The sequence below is a fragment of the Streptomyces bluensis genome, assembly GCF_014650715.1.
Lineage (GTDB): Bacteria > Actinomycetota > Actinomycetes > Streptomycetales > Streptomycetaceae > Streptomyces > Streptomyces bluensis.
In genome coordinates this window covers 185,475-207,002 of the sequence record NZ_BMVM01000007.1, presented here as the reverse complement: position 1 = coordinate 207,002, position 21,528 = coordinate 185,475, and the positions used below count along the sequence as shown (strand labels likewise).

The following is a 21,528-nucleotide window of genomic DNA, read 5'->3' as shown; positions in this document are numbered from 1 at the left end:
AGTGACCGGCAGGAACCGCCTCGACCTCGAACCCGACACCGTGGAGCGCGATCTCGTGAAACTCGTCCTGACCGTCGTCGAGCTGCTCCGCCAGCTCATGGAACGGCAGGCCGTGCGCCGGTTCGACACGGGCGAGCTGACCGAGGAACAGGAGGAGCGCATCGGGCTCACCCTGATGCTGCTGGAGGACCGCATGGGCGAACTGCGCGACCGCTACGGCCTGCGGCCCGAGGACCTGAACCTGGACCTCGGGCCGCTCGGACCACTGCTTCCCAGAAACTGACGGGGAACTGACGGGGCCGATCCGCTACCAGCGGTACCAGCGACCCCGGCCGCCCGCGGCACTCGTGCCGCGCACGAGGAATCCCAGCAGCCAGACCACGAAAACAATGAGGGCGATCCACCAGAGTGCCTTCACCGCGAATCCGACACCGAAGAGAATCAGAGCCAGAAGCAGAACGAGCAGGACGGGAACCATTCCGACCACCTCCTGCCTTTCGAGTGACCCGAATTCCCGGGATCAGGCCTCACTGGGCGGGTTCACTTACGGCACAGAATCTCCCCGTGCAGAACGGAGAACCAGCCGTCCTCCCGCCGCCCCCATTCCCGCCACGCCTCGGCCACCGCGCGGAGTTCCTCCGGCGCCGCGTGACCGCCCCGCGTGGCCCGTTCGGCGTATGCGGAGGCCAGGGTCCGGTCCGCCCACAGCCCGCTCCACCAGGCCCGCTCCTCGGCCGTGGCGAACGTCCAGGTGGCGGACGTGGCGGTGATGTCGGTGAGACCGGCCCGCAGCGCCCAGGACCGCAGTCTGCGCCCCGCGTCGGGCTCGCCGCCGTTGGCGCGGGCCACCCTCCGGTACAGGTCCAGCCAGTCGTCCAGGCCCGGCGACAGCGGGAACCACGTCATCGCCGCGTAGTCCGCGTCCCGGACCGCGACGTATCCGCCCGGCCTCGTCACCCGGACCATCTCGCGCAGGGCCCGCACCGGGTCGCCCACGTGCTGGAGCACCTGGTGGGCGTGGACCACGCAGAAGGTGTCGTCCGGGTAGTCCAGCGCGTGCACGTCCGCCACCGCGAAGTCGATGTTCGTCAGGCCCCGCTCGGCGGCCGTGGCCCGCGCCTGGTCCAGGACGCCGGGCGCGCGGTCCACGCCGGTGACATGTCCGTCCGGGACCAGCCCGGCCAGGTCCGCGGTGATCGTGCCCGGCCCGCAGCCGATGTCCAGGACCTTCATAGGGGGTCGGAGTGAGCCGAGAAGGTAGGCCGCCGAGTTGGCGGCCGTCCGCCAGGTGTGGGAGCGCAGCACCGACTCGTGGTGTCCGTGCGTGTAGACGGCGGTCTCCCGCGGCTTCGACATGACCGGTCCCCTCGTCGCGTACGGGCCCCGTGGAGACGCGTCGCTCACGGGGCGGCACTGGGAACCGTACGCCCGCATGCCGAATACCGAGACCGCCGTCTTACTATGTGGTCAAGCGGGTCAGTGCTCAGTGGAGCGTGGCCGGTAGACCGTCAGTGCCTCCGGGAGCTTGCTCAGCGTCAGGTCGCCCGAGATCTCGGTGACTTCGCCGTCGTAGGCGAGGAGCGTGCCCGGGGCGATGCCGTCCAGGTGGAGGCGGGGGACGCGTATCGCGGCGTGGGCGGGGGAGCGGGTGAGCGGGCCCGCCGCGGCGGCGGCGAGCAGACGCAGGGCCGGGTGGCCGTCGCCGTGCACCACACGGACGTCGAGCAGTCCGTCGGCGAGGTCGTGGCGGCGGCCGGGGACGGGGCCCGCACGGTGGTAGGTGCCGTTGCCGGCGAACAGCAGCCACAGCGGGCGCGTCCGGTCCCGGAACCTGGCCCGCAGCGGGTGCTGGTCCCCTCGCAGGACGCGCGCCACGCCGAGCACACCGGCCGGCCAGCCGCCGATCAGCCGCGACCAGCGCTCACGTTCGCGCACCAGCTCCGGATACACGCCCAGACTGCAGGTGTTGAGGAAGACGCCCTCCGTGTCACCGGAGCAGAATCGCCCCACGTCCACGCGGACCGCGTCCCCGTCGCGCACCGCCCGGGTGAGATCCCGCAGATCCTCCACGCCCAGGTCCTGCGCGAAGTGGTTGAGCGTGCCGCCGGGGAGGACGGCGAGAGGGATGCCGTGCCGCAGGGCCACCTCCGCCGCCGTGTTCACCGTGCCGTCGCCGCCGCACACGCCGAGCACCCGCGCACGCGTGGCCGCCTTCTCCAACTCGGTCCTCAGCTCGTCCGGTGCGCACTCGACGGCCTCGGCGCGGGGCAGGGCGTTCCGCAGCGCGCGCACGCGGCCCGCGGTCGCCGCGCCTCCGTTGGCGACGACGACCAGGCCCTCGCCGTCGGGCAGGACGGGTGCGTCGGCGTGCGGGCGGCCGGGCGGCGGGAGCAGGTCGCGGGTCGGCACGAGGCCGCGTACGGCGTAGGCGGCGCCGACGCCGAGGGCGGCGCCCACCAGGACGTCGCTCGGGAAGTGGACGCCCGTGTAGACGCGGGACAGCGCGACCGCGGCGGCCACCGGTGCGACGGCCGCACCCCAGCCGCGGGACTCCAGGGCGACACCCGTCGCGAACGCCGCCGCGGACGCCGAGTGCCCGGACGGGAACGACGTGGTGATCGGCTGCCGCTTCAGCTGCCGGACCACCGGCACGTTGTCGAGGAGCGGCCGGGGGCGGCGCACCGAACGTTTGCCGAGGGTGTTGATCGTCGCCGAGGCGAGAGCGAGCGACGCCACGCCCCGGATGGCCGCCCTGCGGGCCCTCGGGCTCCGGGTCGCGGTGAGGGCCGCCGCCGTGGCGAACCACAGCACCCCGTGGTTCGCGGCGCGGCTCAGCCGGGGCAGCACGGGGCCCGCCCCCGGCCAGTGGCGGGCCGCCACCGCCTCGAACAGACGGGTGTCCGCCGTCAGGAAACGGTCCCGGAGGATGTGGTGACCCGGGGGGCGGACGGTGAGATCGACATCTGGGCTCATGGGGCACGGGTACCCCAGGGCGGCCACTTCGTGTCAAGTCGGGGCCGCCCGGGGGACACTCGTCCACCCCTCGAAAAGCGCTTGCCCGACGGTCCGGGCGGCCCGGACAATCCCTGCTCATGGGACACCTGGAAGCCGCGCACCTGGAGTACTGCCTTCCCGACGGAAGGGTGTTGCTCGGTGACGTGTCCTTCCGGGTCGGCGAGGGGGCCGTCGTCGCCCTCGTCGGGCCCAACGGCGCCGGGAAGACCACGCTGCTGCGGCTGCTCTCGGGCGAGTTGAAGCCCCACGGCGGGAGTGTCGGGGTGAGCGGCGGGCTGGGGGTGATGCGGCAGTTCGTGGGGTCCGTGCGGGACGAGACGACCGTGCGGGACCTGCTCGTGTCCGTGGCGCCGCCCCGTGTCCGGGAGGCGGCCCGGGCCGTCGACGCCGCCGAGCACGCCCTCATGACCGTGGACGACGAGGCCGCCCAGCTCCGGTACGCGCAGGCCCTCGCCGACTGGGCCGAGGCGCGCGGGTACGAGGCGGAGACGCTCTGGGACATCTGCACCACGGCGGCGCTCGGCGTGCCGTACGAGAAGGCGCGGTGGCGGCAGGTGAGCACCCTGTCCGGCGGTGAGCAGAAGCGGCTCGTGCTGGAGGCCCTGCTGCGCGGCAGTGACGAGGTGCTGCTCCTCGACGAGCCCGACAACTATCTCGACGTCCCCGGCAAGCGCTGGCTGGAGGAGCGGCTGAGGGAGACCCGCAAGACCGTGCTCTTCGTCTCGCACGACCGGGAGCTGCTGGCCCGTGCCGCCGAGAAGATCGTGAGCGTGGAACCGGGCCCTGCGGGCGCGGACGCGTGGGTGCACGGCGGCGGGTTCGCCACCTACCACGAGGCGCGCCGTGAACGCTTCGCGCGGTTCGAGGAGTTGCGCCGCCGCTGGGACGAGAAGCACGCCCAGCTGAAGAAGCTCGTGCTGAACCTGCGTCAGGCCGCCGCGGTCAGCCACGAAATGGCCTCGCGGTACGCGGCCGCCCAGACCCGGCTGCGTAAGTTCGAGGAGGCCGGACCGCCGCCGGAGCCGCCGCGCGAACAGGACATCAGGATGCGGCTCAAGGGCGGCCGCACCGGCGTGCGGGCCGTCACCTGCGAGCGGCTTGAGCTCACCGGACTGATGAAACCCTTCGACCTGGAGGTGTTCTACGGCGAACGCGTCGCGGTCCTCGGTTCCAACGGCTCCGGAAAGTCGCACTTCCTGCGGCTGCTCGCGGGAGACGACGTGGCGCACACGGGGGAGTGGAAGCTGGGCGCCCGGGTCGTGCCCGGCCACTTCGCGCAGACCCACTCCCATCCGGAGCTGGAGGGGCGCACCCTGCTCGACATCCTGTGGAAGGAGCACGCCCAGGACCGTGGCGCCGCCATGTCGCGGCTGCGCCGCTACGAGCTGACGGGCCAGGCCGAGCAGCGTTTCGACCGCCTCTCCGGCGGCCAGCAGGCCCGCTTCCAGATCCTGCTCCTGGAGCTGGAGGGCGCCACCGCGCTGCTGCTGGACGAGCCGACGGACAACCTGGACCTGGAGTCCGCCGAGGCGCTCCAGGAGGGCCTGGAGGCCTTCGACGGCACGGTCCTCGCGGTCACCCACGACCGCTGGTTCGCTCGTTCGTTCGACCGCTATCTCGTCTTCGGCTCCGACGGCCGCGTCCGCGAGACGCCGGAGCCGGTGTGGGACGAGCGACGGGTGGAGCGCGTCAGATAGGTCCAGATCCCGCAGGGTCGGCACAGCCACGGTGGTTGTGCGGTCCACGATGCCGTTCAGCCGGACCTTGGTCTTCTCCGGGGCGCGGGAGTGCTGTGGTCCGAGATCATCCCAGGTGCCTCCGTTTCTCGGTCGCGCCGCTCATCCGAGAGGGGGGTAGTCGGTGTAGCCGCGGTGGTCTCCGCCGAAGGAGGTGGCCCGGTCAGGCTGGCCGGCCAGCTCCTGCGCCGCGTCGGACTCCACCCCGGGCAGGAGCTGGTGATGATGCAGCTGTGGGACCTGGGCCCGCAGCGCCAGACCGACCTCGTCCGGCTCCTCGGCTCGGACGCGGCCACCATGACCCGCACCGTCAAACGGCTCGAACATGCCGGCTTCGTCCGTCGCCGCCCCAGTGCCACCGACAAGCGGGCGACCACCATCGAACCCACCGACGCCAGCCTCGCCCCGCGCCACCAGGTCGCCGAGATCTGGGCCGAGCTGGAGGAATGCGCCACGCGGGAACTGTCCCGCGAGGGAAAGGCGAAGGCGGTGCGGGTCCTGGAGGAGATCGAGGCGAACCTCGCTCTCGCCTCGGCCGACCACGCCCAGCAGGATGCCGACCGCCTGACCGCCCCTGAAAAGCTCACCCGCCACCCGTAAACGCCTCCGCGGAACAGGTAGCGGCCCAGGAAGAGCCGGTGCGCGTCCGTACGCCGCAGCGCGATCAGATCACGGGCTCTCCGCCGAGGAAGAGGAACCGCTCCAGCTCTGGGCGCGTGGGCACCTCCCTGAACGTCCTGTACGCCCCGGCCTGCTCGTCAGTCCGGAACCCCACCGGCACGAGGCGGACCGTAACGCTCCCGGCAAGTGTGCTCACTCATCAAGATCAATCTCATTGGCGTTTCCTGTACCGCAACTCCTCACACCCGGTCACGTCCAGCGCAGCAGCGCCCCCAGTCCGCCCACGGGCACCTCCTCCGCCGTGGCGGCCGTCACCGACAGCGCCGGGGCGGCCGTCGCGACCGCGGAGCGCAGCAGGGCGTCGTCCGCACGGGCCGCCCACGAGTGCTGCTCGCCCAGCGTCCTCAGGTCCGTGCGCCGGACCGCCAGCTGGTCCGGGTCCTCGCCGATCCACACCTCACGGTGCGCGTCGGGCCCGGCCGGGCGGACCAGCAACTCGTCGATACGGTGCTCCCGGGCGGCCTCCACCAGCGCGGGCACGCCCTCCACGGCGGCCGTGCGCCCCTCGGCGTCCGGGGACCGCGCCGCGACGAAACGCTCCAGCTCCTCCGCGGCCCGCCGGTGCGCGTGCTCGGCCCGCGCCCGCTCCACGTCCTCGTCCAGCAGCCGGCTGCCGGAGCCGTGCCGGGTCTCCACCACGAGGTCGTGCAGCCGCTGCGGAAGCCGTTCCCGCACGGCGTGCCGCGTGCGCTCCTCGCCGGCGAGGACCAGCAGGTCGGCCCGGGTCTCCTCCTGGCACACGGCGAGCGCGTCGGCGATCTCCGCCGCGTTGTGCTCCCAGGTGTTCTCCACCCGCAGCTGGAAGTGCCGCTCCGACCAGTCAGCGGTGCTCGTACGGTGTACGGGCCACTGCCGGCCGGCCACCGTCCCCGCGTCCTGGCTGCCGCGTGAGCCGCGCAGCTCGAACTCGGCGCCCCGCCGGTCCACGTACGCCACCACGCACACCGCGTCCTCCCCGGCCAGTTCCAGCAGCGGTGTGGCGCGCGGCAGCGGAGCCCAGTGCGCCGAGGTGCCCGGCGGCGCGTGCGCGAGCGGCGGATCCAGCACCACCTCGCCCGACCTGGCGAAGAAGGCCCGGCCGTGCGGCTCGGAGGAGTGGCGCAGCTCGTCCACCGCCCGGTGCACGGCCGCGCGGGTCGGCTCGTCGGCGCCCTGGGCGGCGAGCTCCCGGGAGACCGCCGCGGCCACCAGGGAACGCTCATGAGGAGTGGACTCCGTGTGCGAGGACGTGTCGACATAGACGGAGGCCCAAGGCCCCGGATGTTCGTAGAGTGGATGCAGAAAGGCGAGATCCATGGCTCCCTCCCGGATGCCCCTGGGGTACGGCTTGCCGGGCGGGTACCCGGACGGCACCGAAGGACACGACGAGTGGGGTAGCACCATGAACGGAGTCGACCCGGTCCGGCTGGACGACCAGCAGCTGATGAAAGAGCTGGAGACGATCCACCGCACACGCCATGACACGCTGCTGTACGGATCGAACGACGCGCTGCGCGCCCACAACATGCGCATGGCGCAGCTGGAGGGCGAGTACCTGCGCCGCAACCCCCGCCGCCCGGTGGCCGCCGGACGCACGCGTCAGGGCGCGCGGTGCCGGAAACTCGCTGAGTCATGACCGGCGCGGACGAAGGAAACCCGCTGCTCACCCGGCTGGAGGAGGCCCTCGACCTGTTCGGCGCCCTCGCCCACGCCGTCCGCGACGACCAGTGGGAGGCGGGCACGCCCTGCGCCGAGTGGACGGTGCGCGACCTCGTCAACCACCTCGTCTCCGAGCAGCTGTGGGCGCCGCCGCTGGTCCTCCACGGCTGCATGATCGAGGAGGTCGGCGGCACCTTCGACGGCGACATGCTCGGCTCCGACCCGGCCGCCTCCTGGGACACGGCGGCCCGCGCCACCCGCGAGGCGTTCACCGCGCCGGGCGCGCTCGACCGCGTCGTCCACCTCTGCCACGGCGACACCCCGGCCGTCAACTACTGCGGGCAGATGGTCGCCGATCTCGTCGTCCACAGCTGGGACCTGTCGCGCGCCATCGGAGCCGACGAGCGGCTGCCGGACGACCTGTTGCAGTTCACGGTGCGCGAAGTGACGCCGTACGCAGCCGACTTGGCCAAGAGCGGACAGTTCGCGGAGCCGGTGGAACCGCCCCCCGACGCGGACGTCCAGACGAAGCTGCTGTGCCTGCTCGGGCGGCGGCCCTGAGGAACCGCACTCCGTCTTCAGGCGGTCTGACCGCCTCCCTCCACCACTCATGCGCCACCCTGTGTCATTACACGTTTGCAAAGGGTGGCTGTCTACGTCTCTGAAGATCGCTCCGTACCCGTTCTGACGGGCACCACCAGGCGCGTACCTCAATTGAGGTACGCGCCTTTCGTTCAATTGAAGGTTCTCAACTTCGCTCACGCGTACGGCGATTACGACCAGGTTTCCCTCCTACAGTCGGTGCGGCGGTTGGAAGACCGCGGATTTCCTGCCCCCACCTCGGAAGGAACCTCCTGGTGCCTCGCCCGCTCCCCCGTATGGCCCACGTGCTGGACCGGCTGAACCGTGGCGGACGCCGCAAGCTGGCGGTCGCGACCGTCGCCGGTGTCGTGGTCGGCGCTGTCGCCGTCCCCACCATCGCCGACGGTTTCGACTCGCTACCCGGTCGCTCGACCTCCGCGGAGGTCGAGCCGCAGCTGTCCAAGCCGGTCGCCTCAGCAACCGGCCCCGCCCCGACCGTGCAGGTGAACCAGGTCGGGTACCAGACCGGCAGCCCCAAGAAGGGCACCGTCGTCACCAAGGCCAAGACGCCGCTGTCCTGGTCCCTCAAGGACGCGGACGGCAAGGAGGTGGCCAAGGGGACGACCGTGCCCGCCGGTGTCGACCCGTCCTCCGGCGAGAACGTCCACACCTTCGACTTCAGCAAGGTCACCAAGAGCGGTAAGGGCTACACCGTCTCCATCGACGGTCAGAAGAGCGAGCCCTTCGCCATCGCCGACAACATCTACTCGCAGCTGCGCACCGACGCGCTCGCGTACTTCTACCAGAACCGAAGCGGTATCAAGATCGACGCCGACCTCGTCGGCAAGGAGTACTCCCGCCCCGCCGGCCACGTCGACGGCGCGGCGTCCAGCGACCAGAAGGTCCCCTGCCAGCCGCAGGTCTGCGACTACAGCCTCGACGTCAGCGGCGGCTGGTACGACGCGGGCGACTACGGCAAGTACGTCGTCAACGGCGGTATCTCCGTCGCCCAGTTGATGTCCTCCTACGAGCGCACCCTGCACACCAAGGGCGCCGACGGCAAGGCCCTCGGCGACGGCCGGCTCGTCGTGCCGGAGCACGGCAACGGCGTGCCGGACATCCTCGACGAGGCCCGCTGGGAGATGGACTTCCTGCTGAAGATGCAGGTGCCCAAGGGTCAGAAGCTCGCGGGCATGGCCCACCACAAGATCCACGACGCCCAGTGGTCCGCCCTGCCGCTGCGGGCCGACAAGAGCGACGGCCAGCGCGAGCTGCACGCCCCGTCCACCGCCGCCACCCTCAACCTGGCCGCCACCGCCGCCCAGGCCGCGCGCCTCTTCGAGCCGTACGACGCGAAGTTCGCCGCCAAGTCCCTGAACGCCGCCCGCGCCGCCTGGGACGCCGCGAAGGCCAACCCGAAGATGTTCGCCGACCCGGGCGACGCCACCGGCGGCGGCGCCTACAGCGACTACGAGGCCAAGGACGAGTTCTACTGGGCCGCGGCCGAGCTGTTCATCACGACGGGCGACAAGGAGTACCGCCAGGCCGTCCTGGACTCCCCCCTCCACAACGACAGCAAGGCACTGTTCCCGGCCGCCGGCGTCTCCTGGCAGTCGGTCGGCGGGCTCGGCGCCCTGGACCTGGCCACCGTGCCGAACAAGCTGGGCGAGGCCGAGACCAAGGCCGTGAAGAAGACCGTCACCCAGGCCGCCGACCGCTACGCCGCCGATGCCCGCAAGGCCGCGTTCGGCGTCCCGTACGCCCCCGACGGAGGCCGCTACCAGTGGGGCTCCAACGGTCAGGTGCTGAACAACATGGTCGTCCTCGCCACCGCGAGCGACATCACCGGTGACACCAAGTACCGCGACGCGGTGACGAGCGGCATGGACTACATCCTGGGCCGCAACCCGATGGGCATGTCGTACGTCACCGGCTACGGCGAGCGGTACGCGCACAACCAGCACCACCGCTTCTGGGCCAAGCAGAAGGACCCCAAGCTGCCGCAGCCGGCCCCCGGTGCCGTGGCGGGCGGTCCGAACTCGTCGCTCGACGACCCGATCGCCCAGACCAAGCTCAAGGGCTGCGCCCCGGCGAAGTGCTACGTCGACGACCTCGAAGCCTGGTCCACGAACGAGGTCACCATCAACTGGAACGCCCCGCTGGCGTGGGTGGCCTCATACCTGGACGACCAGGCCTGACAGCCAGAACCACGACCACGCGACAACGCCAGGTCCCGGCCGCTCGGCGGCCGGGACCTGGCGTTTCGCCGCTCCTGCCTTCGCCGGACGTCAGCAGCGCACCGGCGGCCGGTCCCAGTGGCGGTGCTGGCCCACCGCCTCCACGAACGCCCGCAGGAACTCCTCGCTCGGTGTGCCCGGCGCGGTGTCCGTCACCACGCCCCGGTCGGCGACCACATGATGGAACTCGGCGCACAGCAGCAGCCCCTCGGGCTCCAGCGCCGACACCAGGCCGACACCCGAGCCGAGGGCCCCGACCGGCTTCCCGTGCCGGTAGGCGCTCCGCACGAACCGCAGGACGTCCGGATCGCCCACATGGGCCGGAGTACCCGTGGGCCCGCCGGGCAGCAGCACCGCGTCGTACAGCACGGACGCCACGGTCGGCAGCGCCCGGTCCACGGCGTACCGCTCGCCGTCCGAGCCGAGCACGGTCCCGTCCGTGGCGGCGATCGCCTCCACGATCGCGCCCTCGGCGGCCAGCGCGTCGCGCGCGGAGGTGACCTGCTGGGCGTCCACGCCGTCGGCGACGAGCACCGCGATCTGCCGGGTGCGGATCGACCCGCCGCCGCGCAGCGACTCCAGGCTGAGGGCGGGGGAGACCAGCTTGTGCGCGATCGACTCGTTCCGCGCCGGCTCCGGCACGCCGATGCCGGCCGCCACCCGCGCGGCCAGCTCCGGGTCCACCTTGGCGAGCTCCTCCACCGTGCGGGAACGGACCGTCCGGGCGTTGACCTTGCCGAGCTCGAAGCGGAACGCCTCCACGATGTGCCGCTTCTCCCAGTCCGCCATGCTGTTCCAGAACATCGCGGCCTGGCTGTAGTGGTCCTGGAAGCTCGCACTGCGACGCCGGATCGTCGCGCCGTCCACACGTTCCGCGTAGTGCGTGTACGCGCTCCCGTCGACGCCCGCGTGGGCGGGGCAGCCGCCGCCGAGCGAGTTCGGGAAGTAGTTCGTACCGGAGTGGAGCGCGCTCTGGTGGTAGCCGTCGCGCTGATTGGTGCGTACCGGTGCGACCGGGCGGTTGACCGGCAGCTGCGCGAAGTTGGGGCCGCCGAGCCGGATCAGCTGCGTGTCCAGGTAGGAGAAGTTGCGGGCCTGGAGCAGCGGGTCGTTGGTGAAGTCGATGCCCGGGACGATGTTGCCCGTGTGGAACGCCACCTGTTCCGTCTCCGCGAAGAAATTCTCCGGGTTGCGGTCCAGCACCATCCGGCCGATCGGCCGCACCGGCACCTGCTCCTCCGGGATGATCTTCGTGGCGTCGAGCAGGTCGAAGTCGAACGCGAACTCGTCCTCCTCCGGCACGAGCTGGACACCCAGCTCGTACTCCGGGTACTCGCCCGCCGCGATCGCGTCCCACAGATCCCGCCGGTTGAAGTCCGGATCCCGGCCCTGGCACTCCTGCGCCTCGTCCCACACCAGCGAGTGCACGCCCAGCTTCGGCTTCCAGTGGAACTTCACGAACGTGCCCTTGCCGTCCGCGTTCACGAACCGGAAGGTGTGCACACCGAAGCCCTGCATCATGCGGAAACTGCGCGGGATCGCCCGGTCCGACATCAGCCACATGATCGCGTGCAGTGTCTCCGGCTGGAGCGAGACGAAGTCCCACAGCGTGTCGTGCGCGGACGCGCCCGTGGGGATCTCGTTGTGCGGCTCCGGCTTGAGCGCGTGCACGAAGTCGGGGAACTTGATTCCGTCCTGGATGAAGAAGACGGGGAAGTTGTTCGCGACGAGGTCGTAGTTGCCCTCCGACGTGTAGAACTTGGTCGCGAAGCCGCGCACGTCCCGTACGGTGTCCGCCGAGCCGCGCGGTCCCTGCACCGTCGAGAACCGCACGAACACCGGCGTCCGCACGGACGGGTCCTGGAGGAAGGCGGCACGGGTGAACTCCGCGCAGGACTCGTACGGTTCGAAGTAGCCGTACGCCCCGGAGCCCCGTGCGTGCACCACCCGCTCGGGGATGCGCTCATGGTCGAAGTGGGTGAGCTTCTCCCGGAAGTGGAAGTCCTCCATGAGCGTGGGCCCGCGCTCGCCGACGGTCAGCGAGTCATCGGTGTGGTCGACCTCGACGCCCTGGTCGGTGGTGAGTGGCCCGCCGGCCGGGTCGTCCGCCTGGAATTCCTCGCGCTGCCGTTGCTTGCGGTCGTCCGTGTCCTGGTCGTTCCGCTGTGTGTCGGACTGCCTGCCGAGCTTCCTGACGACACCCATCAGACGGCCTCCTTGGCCTTGGCGAACTCCTCCAGGAACGCTTCACAGAACGCCTTGAGGTCGTCCGGCTTACGGCTGGTGATCAGCTTGTTGGGGCCGTGGTCGCAGATCTTCACCTGCTCGTCGACCCACTCGCCGCCCGCGTTGCGGATGTCCGTGCGCAGGCTCGGCCACGAGGTGAGGACGCGGCCGCGGACGACGTCCGCCTCGACCAGCGTCCACGGCGCGTGACAGATCGCGGCGACCGGGCGGCCCTGCTCGAAGAAGTCCCGCGCGAAAGACACGGCCCGCTTGTCCAGGCGCAGGAAGTCCGGGTTGGCCACACCGCCCGGCAGGACCAGCCCGTCGAAGGACCCGGCCGACACCTCGCCGACGACCTCGTCCACGGGGAAGGTGTCCGCCTTGTCGAGGTGGTGGAAGGCCTGCACCTCACCGGCCTTCGTCGAGACGAGCACGGGCTCGTGGCCGGCGTCGGACACGGCCCGCCACGGCTCGGTGAGCTCGATCTGCTCGACGCCTTCGGGTGCGGTCAGGAATGCGATGCGCATGGTGTTCAGAGTCCTTTCGGCGTTTCTGCGTGGCGTACGTGTACGTCACCCGGCGGGGGGCGTGCCCGGCCGGCTGTGCGGCCCGGCGCGACTGATGTCGGCGAGCGCCGACGCCGGGTCCTGCGACACCGCGAGGTCCCCGAGGCTCACCATGCCCACCGCGTGCCCGTCCTCGACGACCGGGAGCCGCCGCACCGCGTGTCTCCGCATCAGCTCCACCGCGGCCGACACGTCGTCGTCGGGGCCGATCACCACCGGGTGGGGCGTGCAGACGGCCCCGGCGCTCACGGTGAGCGGGTCGGCGCCGTCGGCCACGGCACGCAGCGTGATGTCGCGGTCGGTCAGTACGCCGATGACCTCCCGGCCGCCGGCCACGAGGACGTCACCGATGTCCTGCGCCCGCATCAGCTGCGCGGCTTCCACGAGCGAGGCGTCCGGCCGGACCGCGACGACGCCGGGAGTCATGACCTCCCTGACGAGATCAGCCATGGTGTGGTCCTTTCGTGCGTTCCCCCGGGCTGTCGGGTACGGGGGTGGTGCGTCAAGGTGCCGACGCCCGCAGTACCCCTGAGCGGGGTGCCTATGCGTGCCGGTGGGTGACGGTGCTCCCGGTCGTGTGCGGGTTCCGCGCTCTCCTCAGCGCCCCTCCCGGCCGCGTTCCTCGACCCGGACCACCGCTTCCGCGAGTTCGTGCGCCGTGCCGTACCGCGCGTTCCTCGGCAGCCGTTCCAGGGCCTCGACGAGGACGTCCGGGGCGTGCTTCTCGCGCAGGATGCCCATCAGCTCGCGGGGGCGGGCCGGGAACGAGGTACGGCCCAGGATGCGGCCCAGCTCGAAGCGCAGAGCCTCCAGGCGGGCCGGTGAACGGGTCGGCGTCACGGGACCGCCCGCGACCTCCGGGTCGTCGTCGGCGGTCGGCTCCGGGTCGTGCCACTCCTCCGTGCGGGTGGGGTGGCCGGAGCGGAGAAGACCCTGTAGTTCGTGCTTCATTTCGTCGTCGCGGTGGACACTCAGCCGGTCGCTGCCTCGCTGCATGACTCCCTCCAGATCCTCGGGGGTGGCCGACCGCGTACCCGCTGACCGGACGTCGACACCGGGCCGGTCGGGTTTGCGCTCCCGTCTCCCGTCACGCGCCCGTCACCCAGCACGCGCCCGCCCCCGTCACCTTCGGCGGGACGGCTCCGGGCGGTGGACGCCGCGCGGCCGGTAGCCCAGGGCGTCGGAGCGGCCCAGGAGATCGGCGAGGAGCCAGATGATCGCCAGCCACATCTCGGTGCCCTGGAGGCCCGGTTCCGGGCCCGGACCGCTGGTGCCGGGGCCGAAGCCGAAGCCCTGGCCGTCGTGCCAGCGGGCGAGCGCGAGGGCGAGTTGGTGTTCGGCCCAGGCGCGGATCTCGGCCGAACGGTATCCGCCGTCCCCGCCGTCCCCGGCGAGCGCGCCGAGCTGCCGGCCGCACAGCCACAGCGGATGCGCGACGTCCAGCACGTTGCAGGCGTTCTCCCGGCCCGCCCCGAAGTGACGCGTGTCGCGGGCGTGGTCCAGGACCGCGTCCACGACCCGCTCCGGGTACGGCACCGGCATCCCGAACTGGGCGAAGGACCCGCGCGTCAGGCGGTAGTAGCCGTTGACCACCTGGAGGCGCCCGGCGTCGGCCGAGGGGGTGCCCCACATTCCCGTCCACGGGTCGGCCCGGGTCAGCAGCCAGCCGAACAGCGCCTCCAGCGTGCCCGGCTCCCCACCGTCGCCCCCGGCGTGCCGCAGGTTCCAGTGCGCCGCCGTCGCCCACGCGTCGATCCACGCCCCGGCACCCCACGCCCCGTCCCGCCAGGGCAGCCCCTCCAGCCGCGCGACGAGCTGCCCGGCGGTCATCTCCCGTACACCGCGCACCGGATGAGGGAAGGAGGCGCCCAGCAGATCGAGGGCGTACCCGACGGACAGCACGTGGTACAGCGCGGGCCCCTCGCCGACGAAACCGTCGGCCTCCGGCACGGGCGCCGGCTCGCCGAACTCCGGAACCAGCCCCGTGTCCGCGTCCTGCAGCCCGGCCAGCCGCCCGACGTGCTCCTCGCCGGTCAGCTCCACCGGCGCCGAGCCCAGCAGCAGATCCGCGATCTCCACCGCGTCGCAGTGCGCCCGTACGGTGGGCGCCGCGCCGGGCCGGTCGACATACCGCTCACCGTCCCAGCAGCGGGCCAGGAGACCGGCGGCCTGGGCACGTGCCGTCCCGGCGAACCGCGCCAGAGCGTCGCCGCCCGCACCCGCCGCCCCACGGGACGGCCGGGCAGCCGCCCCACCCCGGCCGCTCGTGTTCCGCCGGTCGCGCAGGGGACGGGCCGGGTTCCCCGCCGCCACCGTCCACGCCGGCAGGTCCTTCGTGACCACCGCCCCGGCACCGATCACACAGTGGTCCCCGATGGTCACTCCGTCCACGACGACCACGTGCGAGCCGATCCACACGTCGTCCCCGACGGTGATGCCCTCGCTGGTGTGCGGCTGCCGGAACACGGGCCGGTCCGGCGCCATGGAGTGGTTGAAGCCCAGCAGCGAGGTGTGCGCGCCGATCCGCACCCCGTTGCCCAGCGTGACCCTGCCCCGGACGACCGTGAACGGGTTCAGCGTGCAGTCGCTGCCCGTGGTCACGTCCCCGGTGACGTAGGCGTGCGCGGCGATGTACGAGTCGTCGCCGAGCCGCAGCCGGTCCGGGAACACCGCCGCGGACCCGGCCACGTAGCACCGCTCACCGATCTCGCGGTCCCCGCCGATGGACCGCTGCCGGTCCCCCTGCGCGTCCCGCTGTTCCGCGGAGGCATCCTCGGCGAACAGCCAGGGGCAGTGGTCGAGATGCCCGGTGGAGGGTCCCGCGGACGGCCCCCGTTCGGGCTCGGCCAATTCCAGATCATCCATGGGCCGCACGCTAGGCCGCCCCGACCCTCACGGAAAGGGCTTTCTGCGCGGCGCCCTCGGCCGTGGGCCGCGCGCTGGTCGGGTAGCGGCTGTCGGACGAGGGAAAAGAGCGCAGGTGCGGGAGGCTCATGGGACGACCGGCAACAGCAGGTATGACTGGTCGCCCTCGTCTCGGCCCTGGCCGAGCATCCGCTTGCCGACGAGCTACGCACTGTCGGCGGGTTCCTCCCCCACATGGCCAACCGATCATCCGGCCGAGGCGGAACGGGCCTGCTGGGAGTTCAGCGCGGCAGAGCAGCGGGACTGGTACCGGTCGGGTACGGACGCAGGTTCCGGATCAGCGCCACGCCCTGGGCGGGGTCGTCGTTGACGTACTTGGTCGCGGTGATCTCGGTCGGCGCGGTGCCCCGCTCGACCCAGCGGACGACCGGGGCCAGCGTGTCGAACCGCTTGGGTCCGGGCCCGCCGCCGCAGTGGGTCATGCCGGGCGCCATGAACAGCCGGGCGAAGTCCTCCCTGTTCTTCTTCGGGCCGGGCGCGGTGGCGCGGACCATCTGACGGTAGTAGTCGATCGTGTCGTAGGCGGAGACGACCGGGGCGGCCCAGCCCGCGTACATCAGCAGCTTCCCGCCGCCGTCTCGGAAGCGGCGCAGATCCAGTACCGCCAGAAGTTCGCGCGCGCCGGTGCTGCGGTGCCCCATTAGCCGCTCCAGCCGGACAGCACCTCGCCCGCCGCGTTCACCACTGGCGCCTCACTGCCGACCGGCCAGCCCGGATAGACCTGCTTTCCGGTGCGCGGGTCACTGCCGGTCCGGCACTCGCGGTCGACCCTCGACCAGCTCCGGCCCCGGCTCGGCTCGATGAGCCACCCGGTTCATCCGACGCGATCCACGGCCGCGACTGATGCCTTCCCACGATCACACCAGCGAGCGGACAGACCCGCCGACAGGCGGGGCACTGAACAGTTCACTGCGCTACTGAACCATTCAGTGCCATTCAACAGCGGCACTACTGCTTCTTCTCGTGCCCCGGCAGGAACTCCTGCACCTTCGCCTTGAAACCCTGCCGCACCATCCCGCCCCGGTCCGCGTCACCCTTGAGTATGGCCGCGGCCGTGGACTCCATCTGCTCCCAGGTCGCGTGCGGCGGGACCGGCGGGACGGCCGGGTCCGTCAGGAACTCGATCACCGCGGGGCCGTCCGCGTCCAGGCCCGCCCGCCAGCCGGCCTCGACGTCCCCGGGCTTCTCCACACGGATACCGGTCAGGCCCAGGGAGCGGGCGAAGGCGGCGTACTGGACGTCCGGGATCTCCTGTGAGGGCAGGAAGGACGGCGAGCCCTCCATCGCCCGCATCTCCCACGTCACCTGGTTCAGGTCGTGGTTGTTCAAGATGCCCACCACCAGCCGCGGGTCCTCCCAGCGGTCCTGGTACTTGGCCGCCGTGATCAGCTCCGCCATGCCGTTCATCTGCATCGCGCCGTCCCCGACCAGCGCGATCGCCGGACGCTCCGGATGCGCGAACTTCGCGCCGATCGCGTACGGCACCCCGCAGCCCATCGTCGCCAGCGTGCCCGACAGGGACCCCCGCATGCCGCCGCGCATCGTGAGGTGCCGCGCGTACCAGTTCGCCGCCGAACCGGAGTCCGAGGTGATGATCGCGTTGCCGGGCAGCAGCGGGTCCAGCACATGGGCCACGTACTCCGGGTTGATCGGATCGGCCGACAGCTCCGCGCGCCGCCCCATCACCTCGCGCCAGCGGGCGACGTTCGCGCACACCGTGTCGTACCACTCGCGGCCCCGGTCCTCGTTCAGCAGCGGGATCAGGCGCTGCAAGGTGGCCCGCGCGTCGCCGACCAGGTTCACCTCGTACGGATAGCGCATGCCCACCATGTGCGGGTCGATGTCGATCTGTACCGCCCGCGCCTTGCCGTAGTCCGGCAGGAACTGGGAGTACGGGAACGACGAGCCGATGGTCAGCAGCGTGTCGCAGTCGCGCATCAACTCGTACGAGGGGCGGGTGCCCAGCAGCCCGATCGCGCCCGTCACATACGGCAGTTCGTCGCTCAGCGCGTCCTTGCCGAGCAGCGCCTTCGCGACGCCCGCGCCCAGCAGCCCGGCGATCCGCTCCACCTCGGCGCGGGCCCCGCGGGCGCCCTGGCCGATCAGAATGGCCACCTTGTCACCGGCGTTGAGGACCTCGGCGGCCCGCTCCAGCGACTCCTGCGAGGGGACCGCGGTCCACGCACTGCGGTCCAGGCTGGAGGGGACCATCTTGAACTCGTGGGTGGGGGCGGCGTAGTCGAGCTCCTGTACGTCACCGGGGATGATCACTGCGGTGGGGGCGCGGCGCGCGTACGCGGTGCGGATCGCCCGGTCCAGCACGTTCGGCAGCTGTTCCGGCACCGTCACCGTCTCCACGAAGTCCGACGCGACGTCCTTGAACAGCGTGTGCAGGTCCACCTCCTGCTGGTACGAGCCCCCCATCGCCGTACGATCCGTCTGGCCCACGATCGCCAGCACCGGCACATGGTCCAGCTTGGCGTCGTACAGGCCGTTGAGCAGGTGGATCGCGCCCGGCCCCGACGTGGCCGCGCACACTCCGAGACGGCCGCTGAACTTCGCGTAACCGACCGCCTGGAACGCGGCCATCTCCTCGTGCCGCGACTGTACGAACCTCGGCTGGTTCTCGGCCCGTCCCCACGCGGCGAGCAGGCCGTTGATGCCGTCGCCGGGATAACTGAAGATGTCCGTCACACCCCACTCGCGCAGCCTCTGCAGGACGTGGTCGGCGACCTTGGTGCTCATGGGACCTCCCGTGGGGAAGAGCGCGGAAACGGCATCTTCCGAGTCACCACGGCGCCCTGCGGAAAACCTGGCGCCCGTCCGCTGGTGCGTGCCGGGTGTTTGCCCCGCGGGCTCCCGGGCAGGCGGACTCACAGTGCTTCGGACAGGAGGCACGTCCGTGGGAGCGGCGAACCCTTGCCACGGGTGTGTCCGGTCCACCAGGGGCGCGCTCCCACGGTGACCGTCCATCCGAGGGGCCCGGCATCACGTTGGCGTCTGCCCTGCGACGCCTGGCCCCGGCACCTTCAAGGGAGTTGCGACGCACCATGCGAACTCAGGCAAGCGCGAAGCACCACCCCCACGACGACGCCCCGGACACCGCTGAGGCGTTCCGCGAGCTCGCCACGCTCCCCCCGGGGGAGCGGCGCGCCACGCTCCGTGAGGAGATCGTCGAGGCGTGGCTGCCCATGGCCGAACGGCTCGCGGGACGGTTCCGCAGCCGTGGCGAGAGCTACGAGGACCTGCGTCAGGTCGCGGCCCTCGGCCTGGTCAAGGCCGTCGACCGGTACGACCCCGAACGCGGCAACGCCTTCGAGAGCTATGCCGTCCCCACCGTCACCGGTGAGATCAAGCGGCACTTCCGCGACCACATGTGGACCCTGCACGTGCCGCGTCGCGTCCAGGACCTGCGCAATCGTGTGCGGTTCGCCTCTCAGGACCTGTCACAGACCATCTCAGGCCGGCGGCCCACCGTCGCCGAGATCGCCGAGCACGCCCGTATGAGCGAGGAGGACGTCCGGGTCGGCCTGGAGGCGCTGGAGAGCTTCACCGCGCTCTCCCTGGACGCGGAGCTGCCCGGAGCCGAGGACGGCTACTCGCTGAGCGACGCGCTCGGGTCGCCGGATCCGGCGCTCGACACCGTGGTCGACCGCGAGGCGGTCAAGCCCCGTCTGCGGGCACTGCCGGAGCGGGAGCGGGCCATTCTGTACATGCGGTTCTTCAACGACATGACCCAGAGCCGTATCGCCGAGCAGATGGGGATCTCCCAGATGCATGTGTCCCGGCTGATCAGCCGGTGCTGCACTCGGCTGAGGGAGCAGGTCATGCGGGACGCCGCGTGAGCGGTCACCGCCCGGGCCCCAGCCCCGCGCCCTATCGCGGCGCGCCCATCGCCAGCGCGATGTGCCGGGCCATCATGTCCATAGCCTGCGCCTCCGCCATCGAGAAGGCCAGGCGGGCGCCCGAGCGGAACAGGGTGAGGACACCGCGGACCGGGCCGTCCGGGGCGGTCAGCGGCAGGCACAGGAGTGAGGTGACGTCGGCCCGGACGAGGACCGGGGCGCCCGAGGCGTCGTGGCCGAAGGCGCCCGGGTCCTCGGGCCGCACCTGGAGGGACGTGGCGCCGCCCCGTGCCGCCTCGACCACGAGGGGGCAGCCGGCGGGATCCTGCGCGGCCACGGTCGCCGCCTCCTCCTCCGAGGGGCCGAGGACCGTCGTACGGGAGAGCCGGGCGGCCCCCGAGTCGGCCACCACCCAGTCCGCGAACCGTCCGTGCAACACCCGCGCCGCCCGGTCGAGCACCTCGTCGGCGGGTGCGGTGAGCAGGGCCGTGGTCATCATGTCCAGCAGCTCCAGCAACGTCGCGTGCCGGGTCGTCTCGGACAGGTTCGGCAGCGGGCGTACGGGACTGCCGATGGCGGGGACGCGGGTGTCCGCGGGCTGGAGCACGACGAGGACGCCGGTGCGCGGCTCGTTGCTGGGGCGCAGCGCGGTCAGCGTCGCGCGCACCGGCACCGCGGGACGCTGCTGGAGATGGACGGTGAGACTGCGGTCGCCCTCGCCGCGCGCCACCGCCGCGGACTGCGTGCGAAACGCCGCCCGGTCCGCGTGGGCGAGAAATCCGGTCAGCGGCCGGCCGGTGGCGTAGCCCGCCCGCACTCCGGTGAAGGTGGTCGCCGCGAAGTTCAGCCGGCGCACCACGGTCTCGCGGTCCACCAACGCGACCGGCAGCGGCAGCCGTTGGTAGACCGTCTTCAGCAACTGGAGCTCCTGCCGGTCCGCGGAGGCGGCGGCGGGCGGGCCGGATGTGGCGAGCCGTTCGTACCACGGCCACAACTGGTCGGCCACATGGTCGAGTTCGAAGATCGCGGCGTCGAGTACCGTCGGCAGGTTGTCGTTCGGCACCGACCGGGCTGCCTTGAGCTCCGCGACGCGACGCACGAAGTCCGCGAGCTGCTCACCGAATTCGTCCGTCTGCGTCATGCGTCGAACGTAACGTGTCCGGCCCCCGCGGGGGATGGGGCGGCGGAACGGGTGAACACCGTTTTCTCCACTGGCGAGCGGGAACGCGCGGGAAGAGAGGAGGCCTGAGGCATGCCGGAGACCGAACACACCGGTCACATGCGAGTGGAGTCACCCGAATCCGCCCTGCCGGGAAGGAGGCTGTCCGAGCTCGCCGAACAGGCGGTCCGCTGCACCCGTGAGTGCTGCGGCGCGAGCAGTCTGGTGTCCGAGGGCGACACGGATCCGCCGGCCGCTGTCACCCACCCCGACCTCGCCGCACTGGTCTCGGTGCAGTTCCGCTCGGGCGACGGGCCCATCCCCGCGGCGCTGGAACGTGGCGAGCCCGTCGACTCGGCGGACCTGCTGCGCGAGGAGCGCTGGCCGGAGTACCGGGCCGTGGCGCTCGAGTCGGGCGTACGGTCCAGCGTCACCATCCCGTTCCGGCGTCCGGTGCTGACGGTGGCTCTCAGCCTCTACAGCTTCCGGCCCGGCGTCCTGGGGGACGCCTCGCGCGGTCCGGCGCGTGCGCTCGGAGAACTCGCGGCGACCTGTCTCGTGGGCGACCGCTCGTACCGTGCCGCGCTCACCGAGCTCGGTCAGCTGGGTGCCGCACTGCGCTCCCGGCCCGTCGTGGACCAGGCGTGCGGCATCGTCATGCACGTCCTGGGCTGCGATGCCGACGACGCGTTCGGAGTCCTCCGCCGTATCTCCCAGGGCACCAACCGCAAGCTCACGGACGTCGCGGGCGCCGTGGTGGACAAGCGGGGGCGGGGCTTGGAGAAGGAACTGGTGTCGCTGTCCGACTAGGGCTTGTTACGCCCTGGCCGGGTTCCGGGTTCCAGCTTCCGGCTTCCGGGTTCCGGATCCGGGTTCGGGGAGCGTGCGGCGCTCCGGTCACCCGCTCGGCGGTCCGGC

Annotated in this window: 20 protein-coding genes; 8 read left to right on the top strand and 12 right to left on the bottom strand. The window is 71.8% G+C overall.

The genetic code is table 11. The features are described 5' to 3' along the window. The first annotated feature begins 1 nt into the window (after window position 1). Complete coding sequence (locus IE262_RS19570; RefSeq protein WP_131559859.1) at window positions 2–283, top strand: gas vesicle protein K; 282 nt, start codon at window positions 2–4, stop codon at window positions 281–283. 24 nt (window positions 284–307) lie between these two features. Here the strand turns inward: IE262_RS19570 and IE262_RS19565 are convergent, their stop codons facing one another. The 3 genes from IE262_RS19565 to IE262_RS19555 form a co-directional block, all read right to left on the bottom strand. Beyond that, a complete protein-coding gene (locus IE262_RS19565; protein ID WP_134028025.1) occupies window positions 308–478 on the bottom strand; it encodes a hydrophobic protein in 171 nt (56 codons plus the stop codon). Between the two features lie 62 nt (window positions 479–540). Then, window positions 541–1,356 (bottom strand): methyltransferase domain-containing protein, encoded by an 816-nt coding sequence (locus IE262_RS19560; RefSeq protein WP_189875187.1) that lies wholly within the window; start codon window positions 1,354–1,356, stop codon window positions 541–543. Between the two features lie 120 nt (window positions 1,357–1,476). Beyond that, window positions 1,477–2,973, bottom strand: coding sequence for a bifunctional phosphatase PAP2/diacylglycerol kinase family protein (locus tag IE262_RS19555; protein WP_134028021.1), 1,497 nt, complete (start codon window positions 2,971–2,973; stop codon window positions 1,477–1,479). A 119-nt stretch (window positions 2,974–3,092) separates the two neighbouring features. On the opposite strand from IE262_RS19555, the gene IE262_RS19550 reads away from it, so the two are divergent. Then, window positions 3,093–4,712, top strand: coding sequence for an ABC-F family ATP-binding cassette domain-containing protein (locus tag IE262_RS19550; protein ID WP_189875185.1), 1,620 nt, complete (start codon window positions 3,093–3,095; stop codon window positions 4,710–4,712). 174 nt (window positions 4,713–4,886) lie between these two features. Beyond that, complete coding sequence (locus IE262_RS19545) at window positions 4,887–5,351, top strand: MarR family winged helix-turn-helix transcriptional regulator (protein ID WP_229877340.1); 465 nt, start codon at window positions 4,887–4,889, stop codon at window positions 5,349–5,351. Window positions 5,352–5,621: 270 nt separating this feature from the next. Here the strand turns inward: IE262_RS19545 and IE262_RS19540 are convergent, their stop codons facing one another. After that, window positions 5,622–6,728, bottom strand: a complete 1,107-nt coding sequence (locus tag IE262_RS19540; protein ID WP_189875183.1) for a baeRF2 domain-containing protein — start codon at window positions 6,726–6,728, stop codon at window positions 5,622–5,624. Between the two features lie 13 nt (window positions 6,729–6,741). Here IE262_RS19540 and IE262_RS19535 point away from each other — a divergent pair, with 13 nt between their 5' ends. The 3 genes from IE262_RS19535 to IE262_RS19525 all read left to right on the top strand — a co-directional run bounded on the left by IE262_RS19535 (window position 6,742) and on the right by IE262_RS19525 (window position 9,850). Continuing rightward, on the top strand, window positions 6,742–7,047 hold the full coding sequence (locus IE262_RS19535) for a DUF6158 family protein (RefSeq protein WP_134028972.1): 306 nt from the start codon (window positions 6,742–6,744) through the stop codon (window positions 7,045–7,047). After that, window positions 7,044–7,631 carry a TIGR03086 family metal-binding protein gene (locus IE262_RS19530; protein WP_189875181.1) on the top strand — a complete coding sequence of 196 codons (588 nt, stop codon included), beginning with the start codon at window positions 7,044–7,046 and terminating at the stop codon, window positions 7,629–7,631. Before IE262_RS19535 ends, IE262_RS19530 begins: the two co-directional genes overlap by 4 nt. A gap of 296 nt (window positions 7,632–7,927) precedes the next feature. After that, window positions 7,928–9,850 carry a glycoside hydrolase family 9 protein gene (locus IE262_RS19525; protein WP_373305083.1) on the top strand — a complete coding sequence of 641 codons (1,923 nt, stop codon included), beginning with the start codon at window positions 7,928–7,930 and terminating at the stop codon, window positions 9,848–9,850. A 90-nt stretch (window positions 9,851–9,940) separates the two neighbouring features. Here IE262_RS19525 and IE262_RS19520 read toward each other — a convergent pair whose 3' ends face one another. The 7 genes from IE262_RS19520 to IE262_RS19490 form a co-directional block, all read right to left on the bottom strand. Continuing rightward, window positions 9,941–12,094 carry a catalase gene (locus IE262_RS19520; protein ID WP_134028011.1) on the bottom strand — a complete coding sequence of 718 codons (2,154 nt, stop codon included), beginning with the start codon at window positions 12,092–12,094 and terminating at the stop codon, window positions 9,941–9,943. Beyond that, entirely contained in the window at window positions 12,094–12,642 is a 549-nt protein-coding gene (locus tag IE262_RS19515; protein ID WP_134028009.1) for a type 1 glutamine amidotransferase domain-containing protein, read from the bottom strand. The genes IE262_RS19520 and IE262_RS19515 overlap by 1 nt, the downstream gene beginning before the upstream one ends. A 45-nt stretch (window positions 12,643–12,687) precedes the next feature. Continuing rightward, the gene (locus tag IE262_RS19510) at window positions 12,688–13,131 is read right to left on the bottom strand and encodes a CBS domain-containing protein (protein WP_134028007.1); all 444 of its coding nucleotides are present in this window, start codon (window positions 13,129–13,131) and stop codon (window positions 12,688–12,690) included. A 147-nt stretch (window positions 13,132–13,278) separates the two neighbouring features. Next, a complete protein-coding gene (locus IE262_RS19505; RefSeq protein WP_134028005.1) occupies window positions 13,279–13,677 on the bottom strand; it encodes a DUF2795 domain-containing protein in 399 nt (132 codons plus the stop codon). 126 nt (window positions 13,678–13,803) lie between these two features. After that, on the bottom strand, window positions 13,804–15,546 hold the full coding sequence (locus tag IE262_RS19500; protein ID WP_189875180.1) for an acyltransferase: 1,743 nt from the start codon (window positions 15,544–15,546) through the stop codon (window positions 13,804–13,806). Between the two features lie 281 nt (window positions 15,547–15,827). Further along, the gene (locus IE262_RS19495) at window positions 15,828–16,247 is read right to left on the bottom strand and encodes a tannase/feruloyl esterase family alpha/beta hydrolase (RefSeq protein ID WP_189875178.1); all 420 of its coding nucleotides are present in this window, start codon (window positions 16,245–16,247) and stop codon (window positions 15,828–15,830) included. Between the two features lie 307 nt (window positions 16,248–16,554). Next, a complete protein-coding gene (locus tag IE262_RS19490; RefSeq protein WP_189875175.1) occupies window positions 16,555–18,351 on the bottom strand; it encodes a thiamine pyrophosphate-requiring protein in 1,797 nt (598 codons plus the stop codon). A gap of 305 nt (window positions 18,352–18,656) precedes the next feature. Here IE262_RS19490 and IE262_RS19485 point away from each other — a divergent pair, with 305 nt between their 5' ends. Continuing rightward, window positions 18,657–19,451, top strand: a complete 795-nt coding sequence (locus IE262_RS19485; protein ID WP_134027995.1) for an RNA polymerase sigma factor SigF — start codon at window positions 18,657–18,659, stop codon at window positions 19,449–19,451. 31 nt (window positions 19,452–19,482) lie between these two features. On the opposite strand, the gene IE262_RS19480 is transcribed toward IE262_RS19485, so the two are convergent. Next, the gene (locus tag IE262_RS19480; protein WP_189875173.1) at window positions 19,483–20,592 is read right to left on the bottom strand and encodes a PAS domain-containing protein; all 1,110 of its coding nucleotides are present in this window, start codon (window positions 20,590–20,592) and stop codon (window positions 19,483–19,485) included. Between the two features lie 111 nt (window positions 20,593–20,703). Here IE262_RS19480 and IE262_RS19475 point away from each other — a divergent pair, with 111 nt between their 5' ends. Then, window positions 20,704–21,420, top strand: coding sequence for an ANTAR domain-containing response regulator (locus tag IE262_RS19475; protein WP_189875172.1), 717 nt, complete (start codon window positions 20,704–20,706; stop codon window positions 21,418–21,420). The last annotated feature ends 108 nt before the right edge of the window (window positions 21,421–21,528 follow it).